Origin of the sequence: Paenibacillus chibensis, from assembly GCF_004001045.1 — a bacterium.
Lineage (GTDB): Bacteria > Bacillota > Bacilli > Paenibacillales > Paenibacillaceae > Paenibacillus_AQ > Paenibacillus_AQ chibensis.
In genome coordinates this window covers 1-23,443 of record NZ_BIMK01000012.1, presented here as the reverse complement: position 1 = coordinate 23,443, position 23,443 = coordinate 1, and the positions used below count along the sequence as shown (strand labels likewise).

Sequence of the window (23,443 nt, the reverse complement as noted above, 5' to 3'; positions counted from 1 at the left end):
TGCAAATGGCATTTCTACCCTTACACGCTTAAACAGACCTTTGTACCAAGAAACTTTTTTGCTGAGAATGGCACAAAAAAGACTGGGAACCAACCCCCAAAATACCTAATCCCTCCATATGCCCCCAAAACTAAAAACCCCTCACGCCATACGGCGCAAGGGATTTCCATCCTAGTACAGAGTCATGTATTGATCGCGTTCCCAGTTGTGAACTTGCGTGCGGTACATGTCCCATTCGATTTCTTTCAGCTCATAGAAGTGGGCCAGCGCATGCTCGCCGAGGGCTTCGATGATCACTTCATCGCGAACCATTTCGTTCAGCGCTTCTTTCAAGTCGGCTGGCAGGCTTGGAATGCCTTCCTCAATGCGCTCTTCTTCGGACATCACATAGATATTGCGGTCGATAGGAGCCGGAAGGTTCATTTCTTTGCTGATGCCGTTCAGACCGGCACGCAGCATAACAGCCAGTGCCAGATAAGGGTTTGCAGCCGGATCCGGGTTACGCACTTCGACGCGGGTACTAAGTCCGCGGGAAGCCGGAATACGGATCATTGGGCTCCGGTTGCTTCCGGACCATGCCACGTAGCAAGGCGCTTCATAACCTGGTACCAGACGCTTGTAGGAGTTTACGGTCGGGTTCGTGATCGCCGCGAAAGCGCGTGCGTGCTTCAGGATCCCTGCCATGTAATAGCGTGCTTCCTTGCTGAGGCCAAGCTCGTCGGACTCGTCGTAGAATGCATTCACGTCGCCTTTAAACAGCGATTGGTGACAGTGCATACCGGAACCGTTCACGCCAAACAGCGGTTTTGGCATAAAGGTCGCATGCAGGCCGTGCTGGCGGGCAATCGTTTTAACAACCAGTTTGAAGGTTTGAATCTGGTCGGCTGCCTTAATGGCATCTTCATATTTAAAGTCGATTTCGTGTTGACCTGGAGCCACTTCGTGGTGGGAAGCTTCAATTTCAAATCCCATTTCTTCCAGGGTAAGCACGATCTCGCGGCGGCAGTTCTCACCAAGATCCGTCGGCGCAAGGTCGAAATATCCGCCTTGGTCGTTCAGTTCCATCGTCGGGTTGCCTTTTTCATCGGTTTTGAACAGGAAGAATTCCGGTTCCGGGCCTACATTCATCGAAGAATAACCCATAGCCTCGGCTTCCTTCAGGTTACGCTTCAGAATTCCGCGCGGATCTCCGGCAAATGGTGTACCGTCCGGCATATATACGTCACATATCAAACGTGCAACGCGATCTTCAGCCACCCACGGGAAAATAACCCAGGTGTCAAGGTCCGGATAGAGGTACATATCGGATTCTTCGATACGAACATAACCTTCGATGGAAGAACCATCGAACATCATTTTGTTGTCAAGCGCTTTTTTCAACTGACTCACCGGAATTTCCACGTTTTTGATCGTTCCGAGCAAGTCGGTAAATTGAAGGCGGATAAAACGTACATTCTCTTCCTTGGCGATACGAAGAATATCTTCTTTAGTGTAGCTCACAGGATCCTCTCCCTTTCCAATTATAAATCTGATTATTTTTTATTAAAAAACCGGGATAACTCACCTTGAATCAATGATACCTGCCCCGGTCTCTTACCTGAAACGAGCTGCTGCTTCAGCAGGCGGTGTAATTGGGATTCTGACATTTCTTTTCGTTTCACTTCCGTATCCGCAGTAATGACAGTCGCTTCCTCGGACTCCTTGGACACCGGATTCATGACCTGCTTGATGCCGGCGATGTTCACGCCTTTCTCAATCAAAGACTTAATTTCCAGCAATCTTTCCACGTCGTTAAAAGAGAACAAGCGCTGATTGCCCGAGGTACGCGCAGGCACAATCAGGTTATGCTGTTCATAGTACCGGATTTGTCTGGCGGACAAATCGGTAAGTTTCATCACAATACCAATTGGGAACAATGCCATGTTTCTGCGAATCTCATCACCCATGACTCATCTCAACCTTCCAGTAAACTTTTCTCACTCATATTGTACATTTCCTGATCTCATGCGTCAATAACATGTCAGATAAACTTACAATAAATTTTGATCTTTCATCTTTTGCAGCGCTAACATGACCCCAAATTTAACATGAGAGTATGTCAAGCCTCCCTGCATGTAGCCGATGAAAGGTTCACGGATAGGTGCGTCTGCGGATAATTCGAGACTTCCGCCTTGAATGAAGGTGCCGGCAGCCATGATGACAGGATGTTCATAACCGGGCATGTCCCATGGCTCAGGCACGACATGGCTGTCCACGGCGGCCGCGCGCTGAATTCCCTGTACGAATGCGATTAAATGCTCCGCGCTTTTGAAAGAAATGGCTTGGATGAGATCAGTCCGTGGTTCATTCCATGCCGGCTTCGATACAAAACCCGCCTCTTCGAACATCGCCGCGGCGAAAATGCTCCCCTTCAAAGCTTGTCCGACCAGCGTCGGTGCCATGAACAATCCCTGATAGATTCCGCGCGTCGTGCCCAGCATAGCTCCGACCTCGCTACCGATGCCAGGTGCTGTTAACCGGTAGGCGCACAGATCCACAAGCTTTTGCTTGCCGCAAATATATCCTCCGGTTTCAGCAATGCCGCCACCGGGGTTTTTGATGAGGGATCCTGCGATCAGATCGGCTCCCACCTCTGTCGGTTCCTGCACCTCGGTAAATTCTCCGTAGCAGTTATCCACGAAAACGATCACGTCCGGCTTCATTTCCTTCACGCGTCTGACCATTTCGCCGATTTCATCGACCGTGAAGGAAGAACGCCAGTCATAACCTCTGGAGCGCTGAATACCGATCACTTTCGTCGATTCATGAATGCCTGCACGAACGGCCTCCCAGTCAATGCCGCCCTCTTTTGTCAATTCCGCTTCCCGATAGGTAATGCCGAAATCCTGCAAGGAGCCGGTTCCGTCGCCTTTTCGTCCGATGACCTTATGCAGCGTATCGTAGGGACGTCCCGTAATGTAAAAAAGCTCGTCCCCGGGTCTGAGCACGCCAAACAATGCGGTTGAAATCGTGTGCGTTCCGGACGCAAAATGCGGGCGTACCAGAGCCGCCTCGGCTCCGAATACGTCCGCATATACCAAATCAAGCACTTCTCTGCCCCGGTCATTATACGCATATCCGGTCGAACCTGCGAAATGAAAATCACTTACCTGATGCTGTTGAAAAGCTTCGATGACCTTCCACTGGTTATGGTCGATCACGCGGTCCAGCTTACGAAATTGTCCTTCAATCCGCTCTTCAGCGGCTTCCTTCCATTGTTCCAACTCGCTAGCAAACTGTTTCATGTCTCCGAATTTCTCCTCCAAGTCAATCCATCAATCTTTTACGAGATAGGGCGCAAGCTGATGCCCCCATTTCTCGTAATCAGGCTTGTGTACCTGCACTTGATAGATCATATCATGTTCGTCGGCCTGTTGTCCCACTACATCTCCCACCCTGTACAGCAGTGCCATGGCGTTTCCGTCCTCCGGCGGGATCCGGAACAGATGGATTCCGCCGGACAGACGGTTTTGAATCTCTTGTTTTAATATCTGCAAATCTACCGGATTCAGAGCGCTTAACTTCAAATATCCCGCACCGGAAGGAAGCATTTCCTGCTGCTCCTTTGTGCAGATATCGATTTTATTGAAAAGAATCAGCTGCGGCTTATCCGCGGCTCCCAGCTCTTCCAGAATCGAATCGACGACCTTCATCTGCTCGTCACGCATCGGGGATGAGGCGTCGACCACATGCAAAATCAGATCTGCTTCATTCGCCTCCTCCAGGGTCGCCCGAAAAGCGGCTACCAGATCATGAGGGAGGTTCTGAATAAACCCTACCGTATCTGTCAGGATCACTTCGCTGCCTCCAGGCAGCTCGAGCGTCCGTGATGTCGGGTCAAGCGTGGCGAATAACTGGTTTTCAATGTATACATCCGCGCTTGTCAACTGCTTCAGGAGGGTGGATTTACCGGCATTGGTGTATCCGACCAGCGCGATTTGGATCGCCCCGCTTTTTTGCCGGCGCCCCCGGTACAGCTTGCGGTGCTTAATGACCGCTTCCAGCTGCTTTTTCAAATCCCCGATACGGCCGCGGATATGACGTCTGTCCGTTTCGAGCTTGCTTTCCCCCGGACCCCGTGTTCCGATCCCGCCGCCCAGACGAGAAAGGTTCTTGCCGTGTCCAGACAACCGGGGAAGCAAATAAGACAGCTGCGCCAGCTCAACTTGGATGATGCCCTCCCGGGTTTTTGCCCGCTGGGCGAAAATGTCCAGAATGAGCTGTGTCCGGTCGATGATTTTCACATCCAGACTCTGCTCCAGGTTGCGGACCTGGGCTCCGGACAAATCATGATCAAAAATAGCCGTGTTTGCTCCCACGGAGTCGATAGAAATCCGAAGCTCCTCCACCTTGCCTTTGCCGATCAGCCAGCGGGCATCCGGTACGTCCCGGTTTTGACTGATGACATCCAGCACCTCGACGCCGGCCGTTTCAGCCAGACTGACAAGCTCCTGTAGGGAATGCTCCGGATTCATGCCGGTCCGCTTGACTTCATCCGTCACTAGACTAACCAGGACTGCCCGGTCGCGAATGTTCGTGTTCGTATTGTGAATGGTGTGTGCCACAATGATCTGCCCCTTTTCCGCTATCCTGCAGTCCTTCGCAAATTTACACCGTCCCCTTCACGTCAAGCTTGAAATCTTCCGTCCTCAACGTCATCAGCTCAAGCTTTCCGGGGTTCGTATGTGAATATAGATTCAGCAGCCTCACAGCTTGATTCCGAATCGATTTTTCAATCGTGTTCCGGACGTACCTGGCGTTGCTGAAGGCGTGTTCGGTCTCATGCTTCTCTTGAATCAGATGCTGCCTTAGTTTCATTATCGCCTGCGGCATCAGAATGTAGTCTCTTTCCTTCGCCATCAGCTCCGAAATCTGGATCAGCTGGTCAACGGAATAGTCCGGAAACTCCACCTGGATTGGAAAGCGGGATGGAAGACCCGGATTCGTCTGCAGGAAAAAATCGATCTCCTCCGAGTAGCCGGCCAAAATAAGAATAAATTGATTTTTGTGATCCTCCATGGCCTTGACCAGCGTATCGATCGCTTCCTTGCCAAAATCCTTTTCACCCCCGCGGGCCAAGCTGTACGCTTCATCGATGAAAAGAATGCCGCCCAGCGCCTTTTTGACCAGGTCCCTGGTTTTCTGGGCCGTATGACCGATATATTCGCCAACGAGATCCGCGCGCTCCACTTCGATCAAATGACCTTTACTGAGCACGCCCATCTTCTGGAACAGCTTGGCGATGATGCGTGCCACCGTCGTTTTTCCAGTTCCGGGATTTCCCTTGAAGACCATATGGTATACCTGCCCTCCACAGGCAAGGCCTGCCTCCTGGCGCATATGTGCGATCTGGAGCAGGGCATAAATTTCAAAGACGAAATCTTTAATATTTTCCAGACCTACAAGCTTATCCAGCTCTTTTTCGATTTCCTGGTACAGCGTATGCTGGACGAGGCCTTTTGCCGCTGGGGCGGACTCTTTCTCGGGAACTGCGCTGCTTAATACAGGAGGCTCCTGGCTGCGTAAAATAACATTGATTTGTCTGGATGGCCTGCCTTCCGGCCGGCCGTTCGCGGCCGCAACACGCCCGTTCATGCATCCATCACCTCATATCACGCAAGATGTGTTCTCTATTCAATGTATTCTACTTAAATAGCGGTTATTAGCAGTTTCAGCCTTATTTCCAGCCAAGCCGGATCAGCAGCTCATCGACCTTCCACTTGGTATAAGCAAGTACCTCCCGGGGTTTGTGATATTTCATTTGCAGCGTCCGTGATTCTGTCAGCCCAAGCTGGGGATGATTGTATTTCAAAAAATCCGCAATATTTTTGGAGCGCATCCCATGATACTGATGCGTAACAATAACAGCACTCGTCCATCCCCGCTCCTTCATAATCTCTTGGCTGAAAAGGAGATTTTCATAGGTGCTTCGCGCCTTGTTTTCCAAAACAACCGATGTCTCCGGAATGCCGTGGGCAACCAAGTACATCCGCATGCCCTCGGCTTCCGTATACTTATACTCCGGCCGATCCAATCCGCCGCTGACGATGATATGACTGAATTTCTTTTCCTGGTACAAACGCAGCGCTTCGTCCAACCGCTCCTTCAACCCCGGACTCGGAGAGTCGCCCCACATGGAAGCTCCCAAAATGATAGCGACGTCGCTAGGCGCATCCAAATTCGAGCTTTGGGTACGATCCATCTTCCACCAGACGTATCCGCCCCATAAACAGCCTAAGAAGACGATGACGGCCAAACCGTAGAAGGCGAGTTTCAGCGGGGAGCGCTTTCTGGGGGAAGATAACAGCGCCCTCTGTTCAGACATGTTCATGTTCTCCTCCTGAAATCTCCATTCTCGAACAGCCGCTTACGGTGATCCAGCGACATGAGGAAATACGGAAATTGATGTGCCTTGATATCATGCAGCACTTCCCTGGCCGTGGTGTTCGCAAGCATGTAATCCTCTTTTGTGATGACGCCTCTCGACAAAGCTTCTTCCAGCTCATCCTCATCCAGGAGGAAAACCTCTCCGTTTCGTAAAACGACGATATCCAGATAGAGGTCATCGAACCAAGGAACTCCTTGCTCCGTGACGCCCTGCGTCTTGCAGGTGTCTATGTACCATTGAATGATTTCCTGACGCTCATCAAACATGGCGGTGACGATGTAATGGCTGTTTTTAGGAAAATACTGCAGCCATGAGTATCCCTTATCGGCGATACGATACGTATGTGTACCGTAATGCTTCCAGAGAGGCTCCTTCAGGTTATAAATCGTGTAGAGCGTTATGTACCCGGTGAATGCATCACTTTCGACATAACGGCAGGCAAATCGCCGGCGGGAAATCCGGCGCCAATTCGCTCGATCACCAAATTTTCGTTTCATGGAAATTTCCCTCTCCAATATGTTAGCTTCAGCTTATCACATTTAGGAAACACACTCAAAATCTATACCTTTAATATAGCGCAAGAGCAAGCGATTGTATAAGCAAAAATGAAAAGGACTCCCTAAAAGGGAGTCCTCTTCTCATCCGTATGATCGTAATCCCTTAGGGATTGGTGCCGTCTATAGGCAGCCCTGAGCCGGTATTATCCTGCTTTTTGACGCCGTCCCCAGGTCTGCCCGGATCGGTTGAGCCGCCGCCGGGATCCGGAGGTGCTGTCGTTCCGGTATCGGGTCCGCCGCTTCCTGCTCCACCTGGGCCGGTACCTGCACCGGTGCCATTGCCCGGGTTGCCTTGTCCGTTGCCATTTCCATTGCCGTTATTGCCGGGATTGGAATTTCCGTTACCGTTCCCCATGTCGTTACCGTTTCCGTTGTTACCGCTATTGCCTTGATCGGTGCCGTTTCCTTGGTCCGTATTCCCTTGATCGCTGCCATTGTTTCCGTTCTGATTTCCTTGATCGGTATTTCCATTATTACCGTTGTTTTCATCAGGCGGAATCTGCTCGTCTGGCGGCCCCTGAATCGTGACCGTCACCGTATTCGAAGGATCGGATTCGATTCCGGTATCCCGAGATACCGCTGTTACGTAGTATTCGTAGGTGAGACCTTCCGAGGCTCCGACATCTTCTGCACTCGTATTCGTTACGCTATCCATGAGCAGCGTGAAGTTTGCTTCGGAAGATTCTTTGCGGTACACCCGATAAATCCCATCGCCGCTATCGACGCCGTTCCAGGACAAGGATACGGTTTGTGTGTCCGGATTATAGGTTGCCGCAAGGCCGCTCACATGATCCTTATTCTCTTCGACCGGAGGCGGCTCCGGCAGCTTCATGTCATCCGGCACTTTAAAATCTTTGGCCGGGAAGTTCACCAGTGCCTGCTTCATAACCTTGCCCCAGAATGCAGCTGCGAGCGGACTGCTGTTATGGAGCATATGATTTTTATCCGGATTGTCGTAGCCCATCCATACCGCAGCCGTCAGTTCAGGCGTGTAACCGACGAACCAAACGTCGCGGTTGGATTTCAAGCCGGTTATGCCGCTTTGCGTCGTACCCGTTTTACCGGCTACAGGGCGGTCGATTCTAGCCTTCGTACCGGTACCGCTGTTAACGACCTCCTGCATCATTTGGGTCATCTGATAAGCGGTGCTTTCCTTCATGACTCTCTTGCCGTCGTCTTTATGCGTATAGACCGCTTTCTTGTCGCTATCCACGATCTGTTTGATCGAAAATGCTTTGTTAAATGTGCCACCGTTGGCAAATGCCCCGTAAGCCTGGGCCATTTCCAGCGTGTTGGTGCCTTTGCTGATACCCCCCAGGGCCATTGCAAGGTTCTTGTCATCTTCCGTAAGCTGAATGCCAAGTTTCGTCGCGAAATTAAAGCCTGTCTTCACGCCAATTTGGTTGAGCAGCCATACTGCCGGGATATTCTCCGACTTCGTGATGGCATCGGCCATGCCAATGGTGTCGGAATAGCCGTGCAGATTGCCTGGGCAGTATTTGCCGAAGCATTGCTTCTTGTTATCGAGCTGAGAATTCATGCTGTACTTCCCGGTTTCGAGTGCCGGAGCATAAGAGACGATCGGCTTGAACGCGGAACCCGGCTGCCGGCGGCTGTTCGTCACGCGGCTGTAGCCTTTGCGTTCATAATCGCGTCCGCCCAGCAGGGCGATCAACGCGCCGTTCTCCTGGTTCATGATCACCATGGAGCCTTGTACCTGCTGATCATCCTTGCTCTTTTCGAAGTTGGATGCATCGGCAAATTCTTTTTCGAGCACCTTTTGGGCGTCAGCGTCCATCGTCGTATAAATCTTGTAGCCGCCGATGTTCAAATCATCTTCGCTCAAACCGGTTACGTCTTCAGCTTCATTCATAACGTAGTCCATAAAGTTCTGATAGTTCTGCTTTTTCTTCGGAGGCTCGTAGTCGTAGACGACCTTCTTCGCCTCGTCGGCTTCCGCCTGTGTAATGTAACCCTGTTCGGCCATGAGGCTCAGAACGACCGCTCGGCGCTGCATGGACAGATCCGGATTGCGGAGCGGATTGTATTTGGATGGCCCTTTAGGCATAGCAGCCAGCGTCGCAATCTGCCACAATTTCAGCTGCTTCAAGTCGCTTTGACCAAAATAATATTTGGAGGCTTCTTTAATTCCGTAGATTTGTCCGCCGAAAGGAATGCGGTTCAAATACATGGTAATGATTTCGTCTTTGTTCAAGTGACGGTCCAGCGCAAGCGCAATGGAAACCTCCGTCGCCTTGCGGAAGAACGTCTTGTCGCGGGTCAAGAAGATGTTTTTGGCCAGCTGCTGCGTGATCGTACTGCCGCCCTCCACTTTGGAACGGGCGATGACGTCTTTCACGGCTGCACGCCCGATCGACCATAAGTCGACGCCGCTGTGCTCCTTAAAGCGTTTATCTTCTGTGGCGATAAATGCATTTTTAAGCAGGTCTGGAATGTCTTCGCTCTTGACCGGATCACTCTTCTGAAGGGAAAGCTCGCCCATCAGCTTTCCGTTACGGTCATAAACCTTGGACGTTTCATGCACTGTAATTTTGTCTTTGTTCGCCTGGTACAGACGCTCACCGTTGATCGATATATACAAGTATCCGGCCAGGGCACAAAATACGGCAATGGCGCAAGTGAAGAACAACGTCCAAAAAATACGTTTGCCCGACAGTTTTCTTTTTTTCTTTTTCGGTGTCTTGGGGGGTTGTTCTTTATTTCTATTCCCCGTCCGTGACAGTTTCTCGTTATCCATGGTGCCTCCTGACTCCCTTTTAGGATCATTCTGGTTTTGGAATGAAAAGAACAACCTTGTCAGGTTGCTCCGCTCCATTACCTATGCCTACAGACACTGGTATCGCTGCGATTACACAGCGCTCGCCATCCGTCTATATACTTAAACGAAAATCATCCAGAAAAGTTTCAATTTCGTCCGTTAGCCTTCGTTTGGCGTTTCCTGCATCAATGAAACATTGCGTTGAGGCGTAACCGTGGAGATGGCGTGCTTGAACAGCATTTGCTGTTTCCCATCGGAATCGACAACGACGGTAAAGTTATCGAAAGCTTTGATGGTACCGCGAATCTGAAATCCGTTTACGAGAAAAATGGTTACCGGGATGTTTTCCTTACGCAACTGATTTAAGAATGTATCTTGGATATTAATGGATTTGTTCATGTACCCGTACCCCCAACGTTTCATTTAGATTGTTTTGAAGTATATTCAAGATTTGAGAGAAACTTTCCTGCTATTATATCACGAATTTCCGCCAATTTAGCAGAAAAATTTACGGGTTCCGTGACGTCCACCCATGAGATATCCTTCATGTGGCGGAACCAGGACAGCTGGCGTTTGGCGAACCGGCGTGTGTCTCTCTTCAGGATCGTAACCGCATCATCCAGGGATTCGCGGCCTTGAAGATAGGATATGATTTGCTTGTAGCCCAGTCCCTGCATGGAGACCAGATCTGATCCGTAGCCTTTGTCCAGCAGCGAAGACACTTCTTCTACCAAACCCTGCTTCAGCATTTCATCAATGCGGCCTTCAATACGGTTATAAAGCATTTGCCTATCCATTGTCAAACCGACGAGGCATAATTGATACGGAGATTCCCGTCTTTGCCCCGCCGGCTGGGCCGAAAGTGGGATACCTGTCAAATGGTAGATTTCCAGAGCCCTAATAATTCGTCGCTGGTCGTTCGGATGGAGCTTATCCGCGCTTTCGGAGTCGACCGCCATCAGCCGAGCATGCAACGCTTCCGCTCCATGCTTTTCGGCATACGCGGCTTGTTCATCGCGAAACGGCTTGTCTTCGCCCACCTGAGCAAACTGAAAGTCATAGCAGACGGATTCCACGTACAGCCCCGTCCCGCCGACGATGAAGGGAAGTTTCCCCCGAGCATGGATCTCCCCGATCAGGCGGTGGCACTGCTCCTGAAATTCCGCAACGGAATAAGGCTCGTCCGGGGAATGGATATCGATCAAATGATGCGGGATTCCCTGCATTTCCTCCTGCGTTATTTTGGCGGTTCCGATATCCATTTGACGGTATACCTGCATGGAATCGCCGGAAATGATCTCGCAGTCCAGCTCTTTAGCAAGCTCGATGCTCAGCTTGGTTTTGCCCACGGCCGTGGGACCGACGAGCACCAGCAGCCGCGGTTTATTCTCGGTGGCGTTACTTCCTGTCAACGGTGATCACTCCATATGAAATTTTAGAATGGGCGCGTCCCTGCTCCGTAAACCCGAGCCGGGCGAATTCGCCGCTGCCCCGCTTTTCTTTCAGCACAACGGTCTTCCGGGCTACCCTGACCGCTTCCCTAATGCTTTCCTCCGCGAGCGGCTCACTGTTGGCGAACCAGCGCAAGGGCCGAATCGCAGAGGAATCCATCAGCGGCTCTCGGAACATGGGGTCAAAATATACGACATCCACACTCCCATCCGGCATCGAACGCAGCACGTCCAGATGATGCCGGTTCACAACATTCACCCGCCGCATGGCATCATTGATCTCGTCGACGCCAGATGTGTAATGGGCAAGGCCCTCAGACAAGAGCGCAGCGAGAGAAGGCGAGCTTTCCACTGCCGTGATTTTGGCGTTCCTGCCGCCTTTAACCGCGAAAACCAGTGCGTCCGTAGCCAGTCCTGCCGTACAATCCAATACGCTATTACCCTCGGTCATAAGCGCCGAATCGAGCATCGGATCACTTTCTCCTTTTAAAATACGTTTAGCCCGTATAAATCCCATGCTCGGATGGAATTCCATCGGTTCTTCCCCGGCCCTGACTAGCCTGGCGCCGTTATCTAATACCACGATAATTTCGGCATCGCCATGCTGCTTGGCCATTTTGGGAAGAGAAGTATGTTTTCTCGGTACATATAAGCTTCCGGTTCGTGATGCCAGGGCTTCGGCACGGCTGATGATCTCTCGTCCGGCTTTATCCCCTGTCGTAATAATCATGTCTATCTCCATTCATCGTTCATTATCTGTTTGTTTTCTTAAGTCAACCTTAAATTACATAACGCGTTTAAACAGCTTCTCCAGATCATAAGTTGAAAAAGAAACCACAATCGGACGCCCGTGGGGACATGTATAAGGCTGTCTGCAGGCTCCAAGCCGGTCGAGCAGCGTAGTCGCTTCCTGCTCGGTCAGCTTCTGGTTCGCTTTGATGGATGCCTTGCAGGAGCACAGAATCGATGATTTCTCCCGCAGCTTCGCCAGGTCAATCATCCGCTCACCCAAAACCCACTCAGCCATTTCCTCGATCAGTTCCTTCTCTTCCCCTTTGGGAAACCAGTAGGGATGGGAGCGAACGCGGAAGGTTTGGCCTCCAAAATGCTCCAAATACACCCCAACCTGCTCAAACCAATGCAACCGATCTTTCAGCTGGGCCGCTTCCGATGGTGTAAACTCCAAAGTGATGGGAAGCAGCAGCTCTTGGGAGGCGTCCGCCGGCTGCCCGAATTTTTCATAGTAAAATTCATAATTCACCCGCTCATGTGCCGCATGCTGGTCGATTAAATACAGCCCTTGGTCGTTCTGGGCGATCAGATACGTGCCATGATGCTGTCCGATCAGCGTCAGCTCGGGAAATGCAGGCATCTCCGCATGAGCGTCTGCCGAAGATTCAAGCAACCGGCGAGAAAGCTCGGGGTTCACGCTCTGCGTATACCGCTGCTGCGGCTCGGAATACCCGCGGTATCCGGCAGCACGTTCCTCCTTGACCATGCCCGCACCCGCCTGTCGCTGGCTTTGCGGCGGCACCGTATATCCGCCGCTGCTTGGCGGCTGCTGTACAGGAGCCATGCCAGCAAAAGGCTGATCGAAGCGGGCCTTCCCCTCTTCCCGCTCTGCACCGGAATCAGGCGCGGCCTGAACGCGTTCGACCGCTGCGGCCGACTCTGCCCTGCTTGCGGAAGCTGATGTGCCCTGCGCGCTGCGGTTCGGAAAATGAAACTGCTCCTGAACAAAAGAACTGCTGTTCTTGCCGCCGATATTTTGTTTAACGGCTTGCGGGATCAGCACCTCCTGGCGGAGAACCTTATGAATGCTCTCCTCGACGAAAGGATACAGCTCCTGTTCCTTGCTGAAACGGACCTCCAGCTTCGCCGGATGCACGTTCACATCCACGAGCGAAGGATGCATCTTGACCTCGAGAACAGCTAGCGGATACCGGTTGATCGGAAGCAGTGTGTGGTAGGCCCTTTGAATCGCTTGATTCAATCCGTAATTCCGGATGTATCTTCCATTGATAATCGTTGAAACGCCGTTCCGGTTCGAACGGGTCCATTCCGGCAGGCTCACGTAACCGCTGAGCTCAAAATCGAGATTCTCGGCCTGCACCGGCAGCATGGCTTTGGCCGCTTGCGTGCCGTAAATGGCGGCAATCACCTGCAGCAAATCGCCGTTTCCGAGCGTTTTCAGCAGCTGGTTCTCATTATGGCGCAGCGTAATGGCGATTTCCGGATGGGAAAGCGCGATACGGTACATAAAGTCTGAAATATGGCCGAGCTCGGTTTGGACCGTCTTCATGTATTTCAGCCGTGCCGGCGTATTGAAAAACAGTTCTTTCACTTGAATATCTGTTCCGCGCGGGGCCGGCGTGTCTTCTTCGACCAAAAGCTTTCCGCCTTCAATACGGATGCGCCGGCCCATGCCGTCGTCGCGATGCGAGGTCAGAAGCTCTACCTTCGCGACCGCCGCGATACTGGGCAGCGCTTCACCGCGGAAGCCAAGGCTCGTGATGTGGAATAAATCCCTGCTGTTTTCGATTTTGCTGGTCGCGTGGCGGTAAAAGGCGGTGCCGCAGTCATCCGGTTCAATCCCCGAGCCGTTGTCGGTGATACGGATGCTTTCAAGCCCCCCTTCCTCCACATGAACCTCGATGCGGGTCGCACCGGCGTCGATGGAGTTTTCCACAAGCTCCTTGACTACAGATGCAGGACGCTCCACCACCTCGCCGGCAGCAATCTGGTTGGCAATATGCTCGTCCAAAATATGAATTTTTGCCATATCCGTCACCCCTTATTTCTATTCCATCTATAAGTTCCAAGGGAATTCTTTACAAATCCTTGGCTTTCATTTTCAAATCATTGAGCAGCTGCATGGCCTGAAGCGGCGTCATGTTCATGACGTCGGCGTTTTTGATCGTTTCCACGAGATGCGATAGCGACGGATCCGGCTTAAGTACATGCGCGTCCGCTTTGGCAGCCGGCGGTTTAATCTCATCTTCGCCAAAAATGGATAACTGTATCACTTCAGACGTTGCAGCTGCATGAGCCTGATCGGAAGCAGTCTCATCTTGATCGGCAGCGCTTGGCGTGCTGAGCTGCTTCTCGGCAGTTTCTAAACCGGCCGCTGCTTGAGAAACACCCTGCTCCAGTCCTTGCAGCAAACTGTAAGCCCGTCCAATGATGGAGGAAGGCAATCCCGCCAACCGGGCGCAGTAGATGCCGTAGCTGCTGCCTGCGGGCCCGGGTACCAGCTTGCGCAGAAAATGTACGTTTTCGCCGCTTTCCTGCACTGCCATCGAGTAGTTCCGCAAGCCTTTCAAGCTCTCCTCCAAATGGGCAAGCTCATGAAAATGTGTAGATACAAGCGATTTGCAACCGATCGTATCATGCACATATTCGATGACCGCCTGCGCAATGGCCATGCCCTCACTGGTCGAAGTCCCCCGTCCCAGCTCGTCAATGATGATCAAGCTTCGCGGTGTCGCTTTTTCCGTCATCACCTGGATATCTGCCATCTCCACCATAAAGGTGCTCTGGCCGCCTATAAGGTCGTCGGCAGCGCCGATCCGCGTGAAAATGCGGTCGATCATCGGTACCTCCGCCTTGCCTGCAGGCACGAAGCAGCCGATTTGCGCCATGATCGATATCAATGCGACCTGGCGCATATACGTGCTTTTCCCTGCCATGTTGGGCCCGGTGATGAGCAGGATGCCCGCATCATCCCGAGTCAGCCTTGTTGCGTTGGCAATAAACGACGAGTCCTTCATGACCGCCTCGACGACAGGATGACGCCCGGCTTCAATCACCAAATCATAGCCCTCGGTGAGCACCGGCTTCACAAACCCCTGCTCGGCGCTGACTGCAGCGAGCGACTGATACACGTCCAGCTCTGCCACTTTTTCGGCCAGCAGCTGCAGTCTGGAGATTTCGGACGCCAGCTTTTCACGAAGCTCCGTGAACAGCGCATACTCCAGATCGACCATCTTCTCCTGGGCTTCCAGGATGAGTCCTTCCTTCTCTTTCAGCTCCGGTGTCACGTAACGCTCCGCATTGGCTAACGTCTGCTTGCGCTCATATCTGCCTTCAGGCAGAGAGCCAACGTTGGCTTTGGTTACCTCAATATAATAGCCGAACACTTTATTGAAGCCGATCTTCAGTGACCGGATCCCTGTAACCTCGCGTTCTTTGGCTTCCAGCTCCGCAATCCAGCGCTTGCCGTTGATGCTGGCTTCGCGCAGCTCATCCAGATGCGGATCGCATCCCGGCTTAATGAGGCCTCCATCCCGCACGGATACAGGCGGATCCTCGACAATGGTTTGATCAATCGCCTCGCACAGATCACTGCATTCATCCATCTCGCCGGCGATGCGCTGCAAAGTGGATGAAGAGGAGGTTCTGCAGAGCTCCTTTAACGCAGGAACCTGCTGCAAAGATATTTTCAGGGCGTTCAGATCCCTCCCGTTGGCATTGCCGAACGCGATCCGCGCCACGAGCCTTTCCAGGTCGTAAATTTCATTGAGGGAGGATTTGATATCCTCGCGCAATATAAACTGGTTGTATAAATATTCGACGGCTTCCAGCCGTTCCTCGACCGCCTTGCGGCTAAGGAGCGGTTTATCGATCCAGCGCCGTAGAAGGCGCGCGCCCATCGATGTTTGCGAACGGTCCAGCAGCCACAAGAGCGAACCTTTTTTCGATCGGTCGCGAACCGTCTCCACCAGCTCCAAATTCCGGCGCGTGAACGGGTCCAAGATCATGTAATGCCCAGGTTCATAAGATGAAAATTGCGTCAGCTGCCCCATGGAGCGGCGCTGCGTCTCGCTCAGGTATGAGATAAGAACGGAAACGCACTGCTGACGCTCCGGATCCAGTCTGGCCCAAGCGGCCTCGCCGAATTGGCTGCGCACCAGCTTCTCATCCCTTTTCTCCCATGGCGTGTACACGATCGGGCGGCTCCACTGGATCTGCTCCGCTTGGATCAGCTCCAGCATGCTGCTGTCGCCGATGATTTCCGCCGGTTCGTAAATGCCGATTTCGTCCCGCAGCCATTCCACGGAGGAAGGGACCGAAGTCACGTACAGCTCCCCTGTCGATATATCACAAGCCGTAAGGGACATCATGCGGTCGCTTTCGGTTACGCATACCAAATAGTTATTGGATTTGTCGGCAATGGTTTTTCCTTCCATAATCGTGCCGGGAGTGACGACACGAACGATTTCGCGCCGAACCATGCCCTTAGTGACGGCAGGATCATCCATCTGTTCACAGATCGCGACTTTATAGCCTTTTTCAATCAGGCGTTGTATGTAACCTTCCGCCGAGTGGTAGGGCACTCCGCACATCGGAATGCGTTCATCCCCGCCTCCCTCGCGTCCGGTAAGGGTAATCTCCAGTTCCCTCGAAGCCTTCACGGCATCCTCGAAAAACATTTCGTAAAAATCACCTAAACGAAAAAAAAGAAAAGCGTCCTTCGCTTGTTCCTTGACAGCTAAATATTGTTCAATCATTGGCGTATACTTTGCCATGACGTACCTCCAAACCTCGAACTTTGCTCATGCCCTATTATAGCAGAAAACAAAGAATATCATATCAAGGCTGGAAGGGAATATTCCAGAGCGGACGAATATCGCGAAATTCATTCCAGACATTCCCTTCGCGGATCTGCCGAAACAGCGGCTCGGTATAAGCTTCCACTTCCTTATAGCGGTCAAGCGATTGAAGATCTGAGATTAGCGGCTCCAGACAAGCGCGCAGCTTTTCTTTATCCCCTGCGTAATAAGCGCGGTGAACCCGGTCATCATCGTCCAAAGGCCGCCGTGATAGCAAATGATAGTCGGACACAATCACATACGCCAGGTAAACGACGGCTTTGGTCAGCAATGGTGACACCAGAAAGCTTGGCAGCGTCCTGTATTCGAACCCTCCGTGCGGCTGCCTTCTGAAATCGCCGAGGTAACCGTATTTCGGCCGTCTCGACTGGCTGCTCGTAGCTTCCAGGACAGATACCGGAAGTGTCAGGTAATTATCCAGCGCTCTGAGCAGCTCCGCCGTCAGCTCAACGCCGCTGAAATGAAGATGGCCGCCGAGCGGCAGACCGGGTTTGGGCATGCCTCCCGCCAGCCATTGTAATGACCGGTCATGGATCATCTCTCCCGCCATGCGCATCGTCCGCATCAAACCAACCAATAGTCCTCGCGGATCCGGACTCGGAAGCGGCCGCAATTCCGCGATCGGATAAGTGGTTACCCCCTCTCCGTGGACGGCATCGCAGCCGACTTCACCTTCCCTGCCTAAGTATAAGGAAGCCGGCACCACATCCAGCTTCCGGGGATCGAGGATTATAAACTCGGGATCCATGCCCAGCATCAAGGTAGATGTGTTCTCCCCTTCTTCAGCAGTCTTCCGCTTTTGTTCACGTTCAGCCCGCCTGTAGAGCCGCTGAAGCCGCTGATCTTCAAGATGCGCCAGCGGCGTGACCTTTTCTACCGCGTATTTACGATCACCTCCGCCTGAAACTAGGATGACTTCGCCGGAGCTTAATCCCAGGGTATAGAGAACGCGTATAGCCATTTTCTCCAGCTGGCGGTACAGGGAAGGAGCAATCGCAGGCTGCTCGGCATCGGCTGCAAGGACCGGCAGGCGGAACAAGTGGTTCAGCCCCTCCGCCTTGGAAATGTCAAGCGCATGCATGGCGGAGATCTGGACGGCATACCTTCTCCGGAACACGCCTTCGCTTTGCGGCATGGCGTTCATCAGCAAAGATCGGATCCCGGAACGGGATAAACGCGAATGCTTAATAGAGACGGACCAGCCGTCAAAGCGTTCTGTTTCCTCCTGCATGCCCACCTGCGCACCTCCTCTGACTTTTGCCATCCCAGAAACATCGGATAACCGCCTTCCCTCAAAATTATTTTAAATAAAAATAAAAAAGGAGGGCATCCGCCCTCTACGCCGCCGCCCTCGCGTCATATAGTAAACCATACCTCTTTTGAAACCCCACTGACCTACAATTCATCATCCAGGGAATCCGGATCCAGATCGTCGTAATCCACGTCCTCGCCGAAATCAAATTCCTTGTCTTCGTAGTCTCCATGGCCTCTTTCGCACACCAGCACACGAACCTTGGTCTCGGCCACAAGCTCAACGCTGAATTCACGTTCGACCCGGATGATGACATTGCCTCCCCCGGAAGAAACACTGGCTTCAACACAGCTCGGTTCCTGCGTTGCCTCCGCAGATACCTCCACGGTTGAAGCCCGGTGTTTCGGATCCAGATAGGAGAGCGGAACGAGCTCTACATAGGATACCGTTTCTTTTGCGACGTCGGTTTGAGAGTTTTTGTCATAGGAATACCAGATGTTGATATCGTAAGTACCAATAACTTCAATTCCGTCGCCTGCGGCAACCGCTTCGTACTGATGGTTTATAATCCATGCCCCCAAGATGCTGGTCGGATTATGAGGCGGAGTCACGGTATGTGTTACGGTAGAGAACTTACGACCTTTGCCGCAGATCGCTTTCGTGATGATCTCTCTACATTGATGTTTATCGCTTAATGACATCTTTGAACCTCCTCCATACAATCATTCACTTAAGTGTATGCAGGACATAGGCATTTGTTGATTAAACGAGCATAAATGAATGAAATATTCTTCTTCCCTTCTAAAAAATAGGCTCCAGGCAAGCAATAAAGCAACATTATCAAGTAAAGCGGCGTTTATTAATTAATAGTGCAGAGCTTCATTCTTTAAGGGAAGTGGGAGAAGCGATGAAAAAAATGCTGATCCTGGCAACCTTGTCGGTTTGGCTCCTTATTGGGGGCTGCTTGAAGCCGGGAGCCGTTGACGCTCCTTCAGAGCAAGGATTTACAGCCGATCAGGCCATCGCCAAAGCGGTGCAGGATTTAAAGCGAAACGATTTCCCTTTGGAATCCGGTCAGCGGGAAGGCATCATTAAAGGAGGAGGCCCCTTTCCCGGCATCCGCGTGCCTGGAACCTTTGAATCTACGGCGAAGAAGCAGGGCGACGCTTCCTATGTCGTTACGCTCACCGAGCATTGGAGCGCTAAGGATTTCCGCGAAGGGGACAAGTCGGCCAATGCTGAGTTAAGCTATGATTGGAAGTACCTGGTTTCCCGCGACGCGGTGAAGGCAATCGGTGAGGGCGGGGATTTCCCGCCGGACCATGTGGAGTAAACCATAACGAACGCGAATGGACCCCTGCAGTTGTTCCGCAGAGGTCCATTCGTCTTATCTGGATGTAATCGCAGCTTTCCGTGCAGCTACAGAGGTCGGTGCCTTGTTTTTCTTCGCCAGCTTGAGATAGAGCGCGAGTTCGCGGATCAGCTGCAGGATGGCGGAGCGAATCTCGAACTCCTCCCGCGAGGCAGGCAGCTCCATCGTTTTTAATTCCTTCTCCAGCCGCTCGAGCAGGAATTCCGTCCGTCCCGTATATACTTCCTCGGTAACGTCATGACTGAGCTGCTCGAACAGCTCCGCCACGTCGTCCGCCTGCGGCAGTTTCTGATACACCTGCGATATGAGCTGCATCATGTTTTGAATCGATTCCAGCTGCTCTTTGCGCATGTAAAAATAAATGCTCCAGAACTCGTCCGGATGCAGCATTTGGTTCTCCATCGCCCGGTGCGAGGCTTCTTGTCCTGCCCGGATTTCTTTGCCGGCATCAATCAGCTCTTTGCCGTCCCACACTTCATCGGGGTCGCGCAAGGTTTGCGCGATCCTTGCAAAGATAATGGAGAACTGCTTATCCACCCGCTTGCGGATTTTGATCATCTGGTCGGCAGCTTGGGGCATATAAGCCAAATTCACGATCAGGGCGCTGCCAAGGCCGATGATCAGAAGCTCGATCTGGGTTACAAGCGTGGACAGGCTGATGCTCCCGTTCCCATAGACGCGAAAGACGACCACGGAGCTGGTGACGATGCCTTCCTTGAAATTCGCGCGTGCAATCGCCGGGAAGGCAATCAGAATATATATCGCCAGCACCCAGTAATGATAGCCCAAAATTTCGAACAGTACGCACGCAAAGGCAAGTCCTAACAATGACGCGAAAAACCGGGCGGATATCGTTCTTATGCTTCTTTTGCGGGTCACGTCCACGCCCAGCACCGCCAGCAGGCCCGCCGACAGCGGCCCGGGAACACGGAGCGCATCCGCGATCAGGATCGCCATAAGCGTGGCGAACGCCGTTTTAATGACACGAAAGCCCATGAAACCGCCTCTTTCTTCAACAATTGACGTATTCCATGGTAGCGGATTTCGGCGCTCGGCACAATGTCACACGGGCCTGTCAGCGTACGGGACGATACAATTGTCCTTTTTCGGTAACATTTAGAGGATGCTATCGTCTATGATTTAGCAGCTTCCGCTCCGCATAAACGACGAGCTGATACATGCCTGTCGCAACAACGGCAATGATCAGCAGACTCGACATGACAAGTGTGAAATTAAACACCTGAAAGCCGTAAATAATCAAGTATCCAAGCCCCATCTTGGCCACCAGGAATTCGCCGACGATGACACCGACCCAAGCCATGCCGACATTCACTTTCAAGGTGGATATAATCGTCGGAAAGGAAGCCGGCAAAATCACCTTGCGGAAAACCTGCGTTCTCGTCCCGCCGAATACCTGCACCACCTTGATCAGGTTACTGTCCACCTCGCAAAAGCTGTTATACACGACAAGCGTCGTCACAATCACGGTAATCGAAAGCGTTGTGACGGTAATGGACAGAAACCCGGCACCGAACATGACGATAAAAATCGGTCCCAAGGCCACCTTGGGCATGCTGTTAAAGACGACCATATAGGGGTCGAGCACTTTGGAGAGAAACGGGGACCACCAGATCAGCACGGCCAGCAGCGTCCCAAACAGCGTTCCAAAAACAAATCCCGCCGCGGTTTCCCCTACGGTCACGCCCAGATGTCCCCACAGTTCTCCGCTGGCCATGTCCCTGCCGATTTGGGCAAATACCTTGGACGGATAGCTGAACAGCAGCACATCGATCCATTTCAGACGGCCGGCGATTTCCCAAAAAGCAAAAAACAATACCAGCAACGCCAGTTGTACGGACAAAACCTGGAGCCGCCGTTTCTTCTGGCGCTTCAAGTGTGATTGATGCAGTGCCTGCAGGCTCTCCTCAGGAAGAACAGGCTTTCCCGTGTTTATTTCCAGCACCGACATCCGTCCTCACCCCTTCTCTCCGGCGCTCTCCATTTCGCGCCATATTTCATGAAATAATTCATTAAAGCCGCTTAGCTCTCTTGCCATCAAAGGTCTTGCGAGCCGGATATGCTCCGGAACCGTGAACGTTTTGCGAATCCTGCCCGGATGGCTTTCCAGCAAAATAACCTTATCGCTGACGGCAACCGCTTCGGAAAGATCATGTGTGACCAGCACGGCTGTCTTATTCTTTTCGCGCAGCGTCTCCGAGATCAAATCCTCCAGCTGCAGCTTCGTTTGATAATCAAGCGCAGAAAATGGCTCATCCAGCAGCAGCAGACCCGGGTCCGTCGACAGCGTGCGAACCAGCGCCACTCGCTGCCTCATGCCTCCGGATAACTGCTGCGGATACAGGTTGGCCTCCGCTTCAAGCCCCATCTCTTCAAGCAGGGACAACGTCCTGGCAAGATGCCTCTCATCCGTGCGCCCCGTCAGTTCAAGCCCGATCGAGGCATTCTCGAAGATGGTGCGCCAAGGAAATAAATAATCCTGCTGCAGCATATAGCCCACTTCAGGCGTAGGCCCTTGAACCTTTTTTCCATAAACGAAGGCTCCGCCTTTCGTTGGCTGGAGCAATCCGGCAATAATGGAGAGCAGCGTCGTCTTGCCGCACCCGCTTGGGCCGACAAGACTGACAAACTCCCCCGGGTACACCTTCAAATCCAATCCGTCCAGGGCCAGCGAGGCTTCGCGGTCACTGACGTATACATGCGTGATCTGCTGCAGTTCGACTACCGGCTCCATGCTTCCATTCTCCTTTCGGTACTGGAATGCTATTTCACGGAAGATTTGGCTTTTTCGGCAAAGCTGTTATCGACGATCGCTTTTGCCGGTACCTTCTCCTTCAGTTCTCCCGCCTGGCTCATCACGTCCAGCAGGTTATTCCATTCCGTGTCGTCCACGATCGGATCGGTTGCGTAAGTGCCTTGATCCTTGTAACGTTTCACGGACGAAATGATGATGTCTTTGTCAGCATCCTTAAAATAAGGAAGGATGGCGTCAGCGATTTCTTCTGGCGAATGCTGCTGAACCCAGTTTTGCGCCTTTTGCAGGGCATTCGTAAATTTCTGCACCGTATCGCCGTGCTTTTTGATATAACTCTGTTTGCTCATGAAGACCGTATAGGGAAGATGGCCGCTTTCTTCGCCGAAGGACGCCACCACATGTCCCTTGCCTTCCTTCTCGAAAATGGAAGCCTGCGGTTCGAACAGCTGCACATAATCACCCGTTCCGGATAAATATGCGGAAGCGATATTCGCAAAATCAATGTTTTGGATCAGCTTAAGATCCTTCTGCGGATCGATGCCATGCTTGCGCAGCGTGAATTCGCCGGCCATCTGCGGCATTCCTCCCTTACGTTGGCCCAGGAACGTGCTTCCTTTGACTTCATTCCAATCGACCTTACCTTCTCCTTGTCTCGCCATCAAAAACGTGCCGTCGGTTTGCGTTACTTGGCCGAAATTGATGACCGGATCATCGGAGCCCTGCTGGTACACATAAATCGAAGTTTCCGAACCGACCAGAGCGACATCGATCGCGCCGGACAGCAGCGCTGTCATCGTTTTGTCGCCGCCAGGGATCGTCTGCAGATCAACATCCAGACCTTCTTCCTTAAAAAAACCTTTTTCCAGCGCCACATATTCCGGTGCATAGAAAACGGATCTCGTGACTTCCCCCACTTTCACCTTAACCGCCTGGCCGCTTCCGGAGCAGCCGGAAAAGATGAATCCGAACAGGACCAGGGAGAAAAGTGCAATCCATCCCAAGCGTTTGTTCTTCAGCATAACCCTTCCTCCATCCTCTTGAATGCATATGCCATCATATGCATCCGCCCAAAAAAGGGTTAACTGTTGTCAAGTTCATGCCAGATTTACTTTTGCATGTAAAAAAAGCCCCTGAGGCATCCGCAAACGGGACGAACTCAGGAGCTTTGTTTTCATGATCGCATGATCATTAAGAAAAACGTCTATCGACGTACCTTCAAA

Annotated in this window: 20 protein-coding genes; 1 reads left to right on the top strand and 19 read right to left on the bottom strand. The window is 52.2% G+C overall.

Translation table 11 applies throughout. From position 1 onward, the window contains the following. Positions 1-171: 171 nt before the first annotated feature. From glnA to PCH05_RS11505, 15 genes are all read right to left on the bottom strand, one after another. Positions 172-1,500, bottom strand: coding sequence for a type I glutamate--ammonia ligase (glnA, locus tag PCH05_RS11575; RefSeq protein WP_127602551.1), 1,329 nt, complete (start codon positions 1,498-1,500; stop codon positions 172-174). A gap of 32 nt (positions 1,501-1,532) precedes the next feature. Then, positions 1,533-1,946: a MerR family transcriptional regulator gene (locus PCH05_RS11570; RefSeq protein WP_127602550.1), complete on the bottom strand. Its 414-nt coding sequence runs from the start codon at positions 1,944-1,946 to the stop codon at positions 1,533-1,535. A gap of 84 nt (positions 1,947-2,030) precedes the next feature. Beyond that, complete coding sequence (locus PCH05_RS11565; protein ID WP_127602549.1) at positions 2,031-3,284, bottom strand: methionine gamma-lyase family protein; 1,254 nt, start codon at positions 3,282-3,284, stop codon at positions 2,031-2,033. A gap of 30 nt (positions 3,285-3,314) precedes the next feature. After that, positions 3,315-4,604, bottom strand: a complete 1,290-nt coding sequence (hflX, locus tag PCH05_RS11560) for a GTPase HflX (protein ID WP_127602548.1) — start codon at positions 4,602-4,604, stop codon at positions 3,315-3,317. Between the two features lie 43 nt (positions 4,605-4,647). Beyond that, the gene (locus PCH05_RS11555; protein WP_127602547.1) at positions 4,648-5,634 is read right to left on the bottom strand and encodes an AAA family ATPase; all 987 of its coding nucleotides are present in this window, start codon (positions 5,632-5,634) and stop codon (positions 4,648-4,650) included. A gap of 82 nt (positions 5,635-5,716) precedes the next feature. Then, a complete protein-coding gene (locus tag PCH05_RS11550; protein ID WP_246049493.1) occupies positions 5,717-6,364 on the bottom strand; it encodes a YdcF family protein in 648 nt (215 codons plus the stop codon). A 2-nt stretch (positions 6,365-6,366) separates the two neighbouring features. Continuing rightward, a complete protein-coding gene (locus tag PCH05_RS11545) occupies positions 6,367-6,924 on the bottom strand; it encodes a ribonuclease FAU-1 family protein (RefSeq protein WP_127602546.1) in 558 nt (185 codons plus the stop codon). 163 nt (positions 6,925-7,087) lie between these two features. Next, on the bottom strand, positions 7,088-9,742 hold the full coding sequence (locus PCH05_RS11540) for a PBP1A family penicillin-binding protein (protein WP_127602545.1): 2,655 nt from the start codon (positions 9,740-9,742) through the stop codon (positions 7,088-7,090). A gap of 180 nt (positions 9,743-9,922) precedes the next feature. Next, positions 9,923-10,162, bottom strand: coding sequence for an RNA chaperone Hfq (gene hfq / locus PCH05_RS11535; RefSeq protein ID WP_127602544.1), 240 nt, complete (start codon positions 10,160-10,162; stop codon positions 9,923-9,925). Positions 10,163-10,182: 20 nt separating this feature from the next. After that, positions 10,183-11,175, bottom strand: coding sequence for a tRNA (adenosine(37)-N6)-dimethylallyltransferase MiaA (miaA, locus tag PCH05_RS11530; protein WP_127602543.1), 993 nt, complete (start codon positions 11,173-11,175; stop codon positions 10,183-10,185). Then, positions 11,162-11,944 carry a class I SAM-dependent methyltransferase gene (locus PCH05_RS11525; RefSeq protein WP_127602542.1) on the bottom strand — a complete coding sequence of 261 codons (783 nt, stop codon included), beginning with the start codon at positions 11,942-11,944 and terminating at the stop codon, positions 11,162-11,164. Before PCH05_RS11525 ends, miaA begins: the two co-directional genes overlap by 14 nt. Before the next feature lie 54 nt (positions 11,945-11,998). Next, positions 11,999-13,996, bottom strand: coding sequence for a DNA mismatch repair endonuclease MutL (mutL, locus tag PCH05_RS11520; RefSeq protein ID WP_127602541.1), 1,998 nt, complete (start codon positions 13,994-13,996; stop codon positions 11,999-12,001). Positions 13,997-14,045: 49 nt separating this feature from the next. Next, positions 14,046-16,742: a DNA mismatch repair protein MutS gene (mutS, locus tag PCH05_RS11515; RefSeq protein WP_127602540.1), complete on the bottom strand. Its 2,697-nt coding sequence runs from the start codon at positions 16,740-16,742 to the stop codon at positions 14,046-14,048. Positions 16,743-16,806: 64 nt separating this feature from the next. Continuing rightward, the gene (locus tag PCH05_RS11510; RefSeq protein ID WP_127602539.1) at positions 16,807-18,090 is read right to left on the bottom strand and encodes a putative amidoligase domain-containing protein; all 1,284 of its coding nucleotides are present in this window, start codon (positions 18,088-18,090) and stop codon (positions 16,807-16,809) included. Between the two features lie 131 nt (positions 18,091-18,221). Further along, positions 18,222-18,779: an outer spore coat protein CotE gene (locus PCH05_RS11505; RefSeq protein ID WP_127602538.1), complete on the bottom strand. Its 558-nt coding sequence runs from the start codon at positions 18,777-18,779 to the stop codon at positions 18,222-18,224. 206 nt (positions 18,780-18,985) lie between these two features. On the opposite strand from PCH05_RS11505, the gene PCH05_RS11500 reads away from it, so the two are divergent. Continuing rightward, positions 18,986-19,411: a hypothetical protein gene (locus PCH05_RS11500; RefSeq protein WP_127602537.1), complete on the top strand. Its 426-nt coding sequence runs from the start codon at positions 18,986-18,988 to the stop codon at positions 19,409-19,411. Positions 19,412-19,465: 54 nt separating this feature from the next. On the opposite strand, the gene PCH05_RS11495 is transcribed toward PCH05_RS11500, so the two are convergent. The 4 genes from PCH05_RS11495 to PCH05_RS11480 all read right to left on the bottom strand — a co-directional run bounded on the left by PCH05_RS11495 (position 19,466) and on the right by PCH05_RS11480 (position 23,242). Next, positions 19,466-20,446 carry an aromatic acid exporter family protein gene (locus PCH05_RS11495; RefSeq protein WP_127602536.1) on the bottom strand — a complete coding sequence of 327 codons (981 nt, stop codon included), beginning with the start codon at positions 20,444-20,446 and terminating at the stop codon, positions 19,466-19,468. A 130-nt stretch (positions 20,447-20,576) separates the two neighbouring features. Next, positions 20,577-21,419, bottom strand: coding sequence for an ABC transporter permease (locus PCH05_RS11490; protein WP_127602535.1), 843 nt, complete (start codon positions 21,417-21,419; stop codon positions 20,577-20,579). 6 nt (positions 21,420-21,425) lie between these two features. Continuing rightward, entirely contained in the window at positions 21,426-22,202 is a 777-nt protein-coding gene (locus PCH05_RS11485; RefSeq protein WP_127602534.1) for an ABC transporter ATP-binding protein, read from the bottom strand. Between the two features lie 29 nt (positions 22,203-22,231). Further along, the gene (locus PCH05_RS11480; protein WP_127602533.1) at positions 22,232-23,242 is read right to left on the bottom strand and encodes an ABC transporter substrate-binding protein; all 1,011 of its coding nucleotides are present in this window, start codon (positions 23,240-23,242) and stop codon (positions 22,232-22,234) included. Positions 23,243-23,443 lie beyond the last annotated feature (201 nt).

What these genes read in the sequence shown, in the direction of transcription:
- PCH05_RS11570 (WP_127602550.1), bottom strand. Translation starts at nt 1,946, where the DNA reads ATGGGTGATGAGATTCGCAGAAACATGGCATTGTTCCCAATTGGTATT.
- PCH05_RS11565 (WP_127602549.1), bottom strand. Translation starts at nt 3,284, where the DNA reads ATGAAACAGTTTGCTAGCGAGTTGGAACAATGGAAGGAAGCCGCTGAA.
- PCH05_RS11555 (WP_127602547.1), bottom strand. Translation starts at nt 5,634, where the DNA reads ATGAACGGGCGTGTTGCGGCCGCGAACGGCCGGCCGGAAGGCAGGCCA.
- PCH05_RS11550 (WP_246049493.1), bottom strand. Translation starts at nt 6,364, where the DNA reads ATGTCTGAACAGAGGGCGCTGTTATCTTCCCCCAGAAAGCGCTCCCCG.
- PCH05_RS11545 (WP_127602546.1), bottom strand. Translation starts at nt 6,924, where the DNA reads ATGAAACGAAAATTTGGTGATCGAGCGAATTGGCGCCGGATTTCCCGC.
- PCH05_RS11540 (WP_127602545.1), bottom strand. Translation starts at nt 9,742, where the DNA reads ATGGATAACGAGAAACTGTCACGGACGGGGAATAGAAATAAAGAACAA.
- hfq (WP_127602544.1), bottom strand. Translation starts at nt 10,162, where the DNA reads ATGAACAAATCCATTAATATCCAAGATACATTCTTAAATCAGTTGCGT.
- PCH05_RS11525 (WP_127602542.1), bottom strand. Translation starts at nt 11,944, where the DNA reads ATGATTATTACGACAGGGGATAAAGCCGGACGAGAGATCATCAGCCGT.
- mutL (WP_127602541.1), bottom strand. Translation starts at nt 13,996, where the DNA reads ATGGCAAAAATTCATATTTTGGACGAGCATATTGCCAACCAGATTGCT.
- mutS (WP_127602540.1), bottom strand. Translation starts at nt 16,742, where the DNA reads ATGGCAAAGTATACGCCAATGATTGAACAATATTTAGCTGTCAAGGAA.
- PCH05_RS11510 (WP_127602539.1), bottom strand. Translation starts at nt 18,090, where the DNA reads ATGGCAAAAGTCAGAGGAGGTGCGCAGGTGGGCATGCAGGAGGAAACA.
- PCH05_RS11505 (WP_127602538.1), bottom strand. Translation starts at nt 18,779, where the DNA reads ATGTCATTAAGCGATAAACATCAATGTAGAGAGATCATCACGAAAGCG.
- PCH05_RS11500 (WP_127602537.1), top strand. Translation starts at nt 18,986, where the DNA reads ATGAAAAAAATGCTGATCCTGGCAACCTTGTCGGTTTGGCTCCTTATT.
- PCH05_RS11495 (WP_127602536.1), bottom strand. Translation starts at nt 20,446, where the DNA reads ATGGGCTTTCGTGTCATTAAAACGGCGTTCGCCACGCTTATGGCGATC.
- PCH05_RS11490 (WP_127602535.1), bottom strand. Translation starts at nt 21,419, where the DNA reads ATGTCGGTGCTGGAAATAAACACGGGAAAGCCTGTTCTTCCTGAGGAG.
- PCH05_RS11485 (WP_127602534.1), bottom strand. Translation starts at nt 22,202, where the DNA reads ATGGAGCCGGTAGTCGAACTGCAGCAGATCACGCATGTATACGTCAGT.
- PCH05_RS11480 (WP_127602533.1), bottom strand. Translation starts at nt 23,242, where the DNA reads ATGCTGAAGAACAAACGCTTGGGATGGATTGCACTTTTCTCCCTGGTC.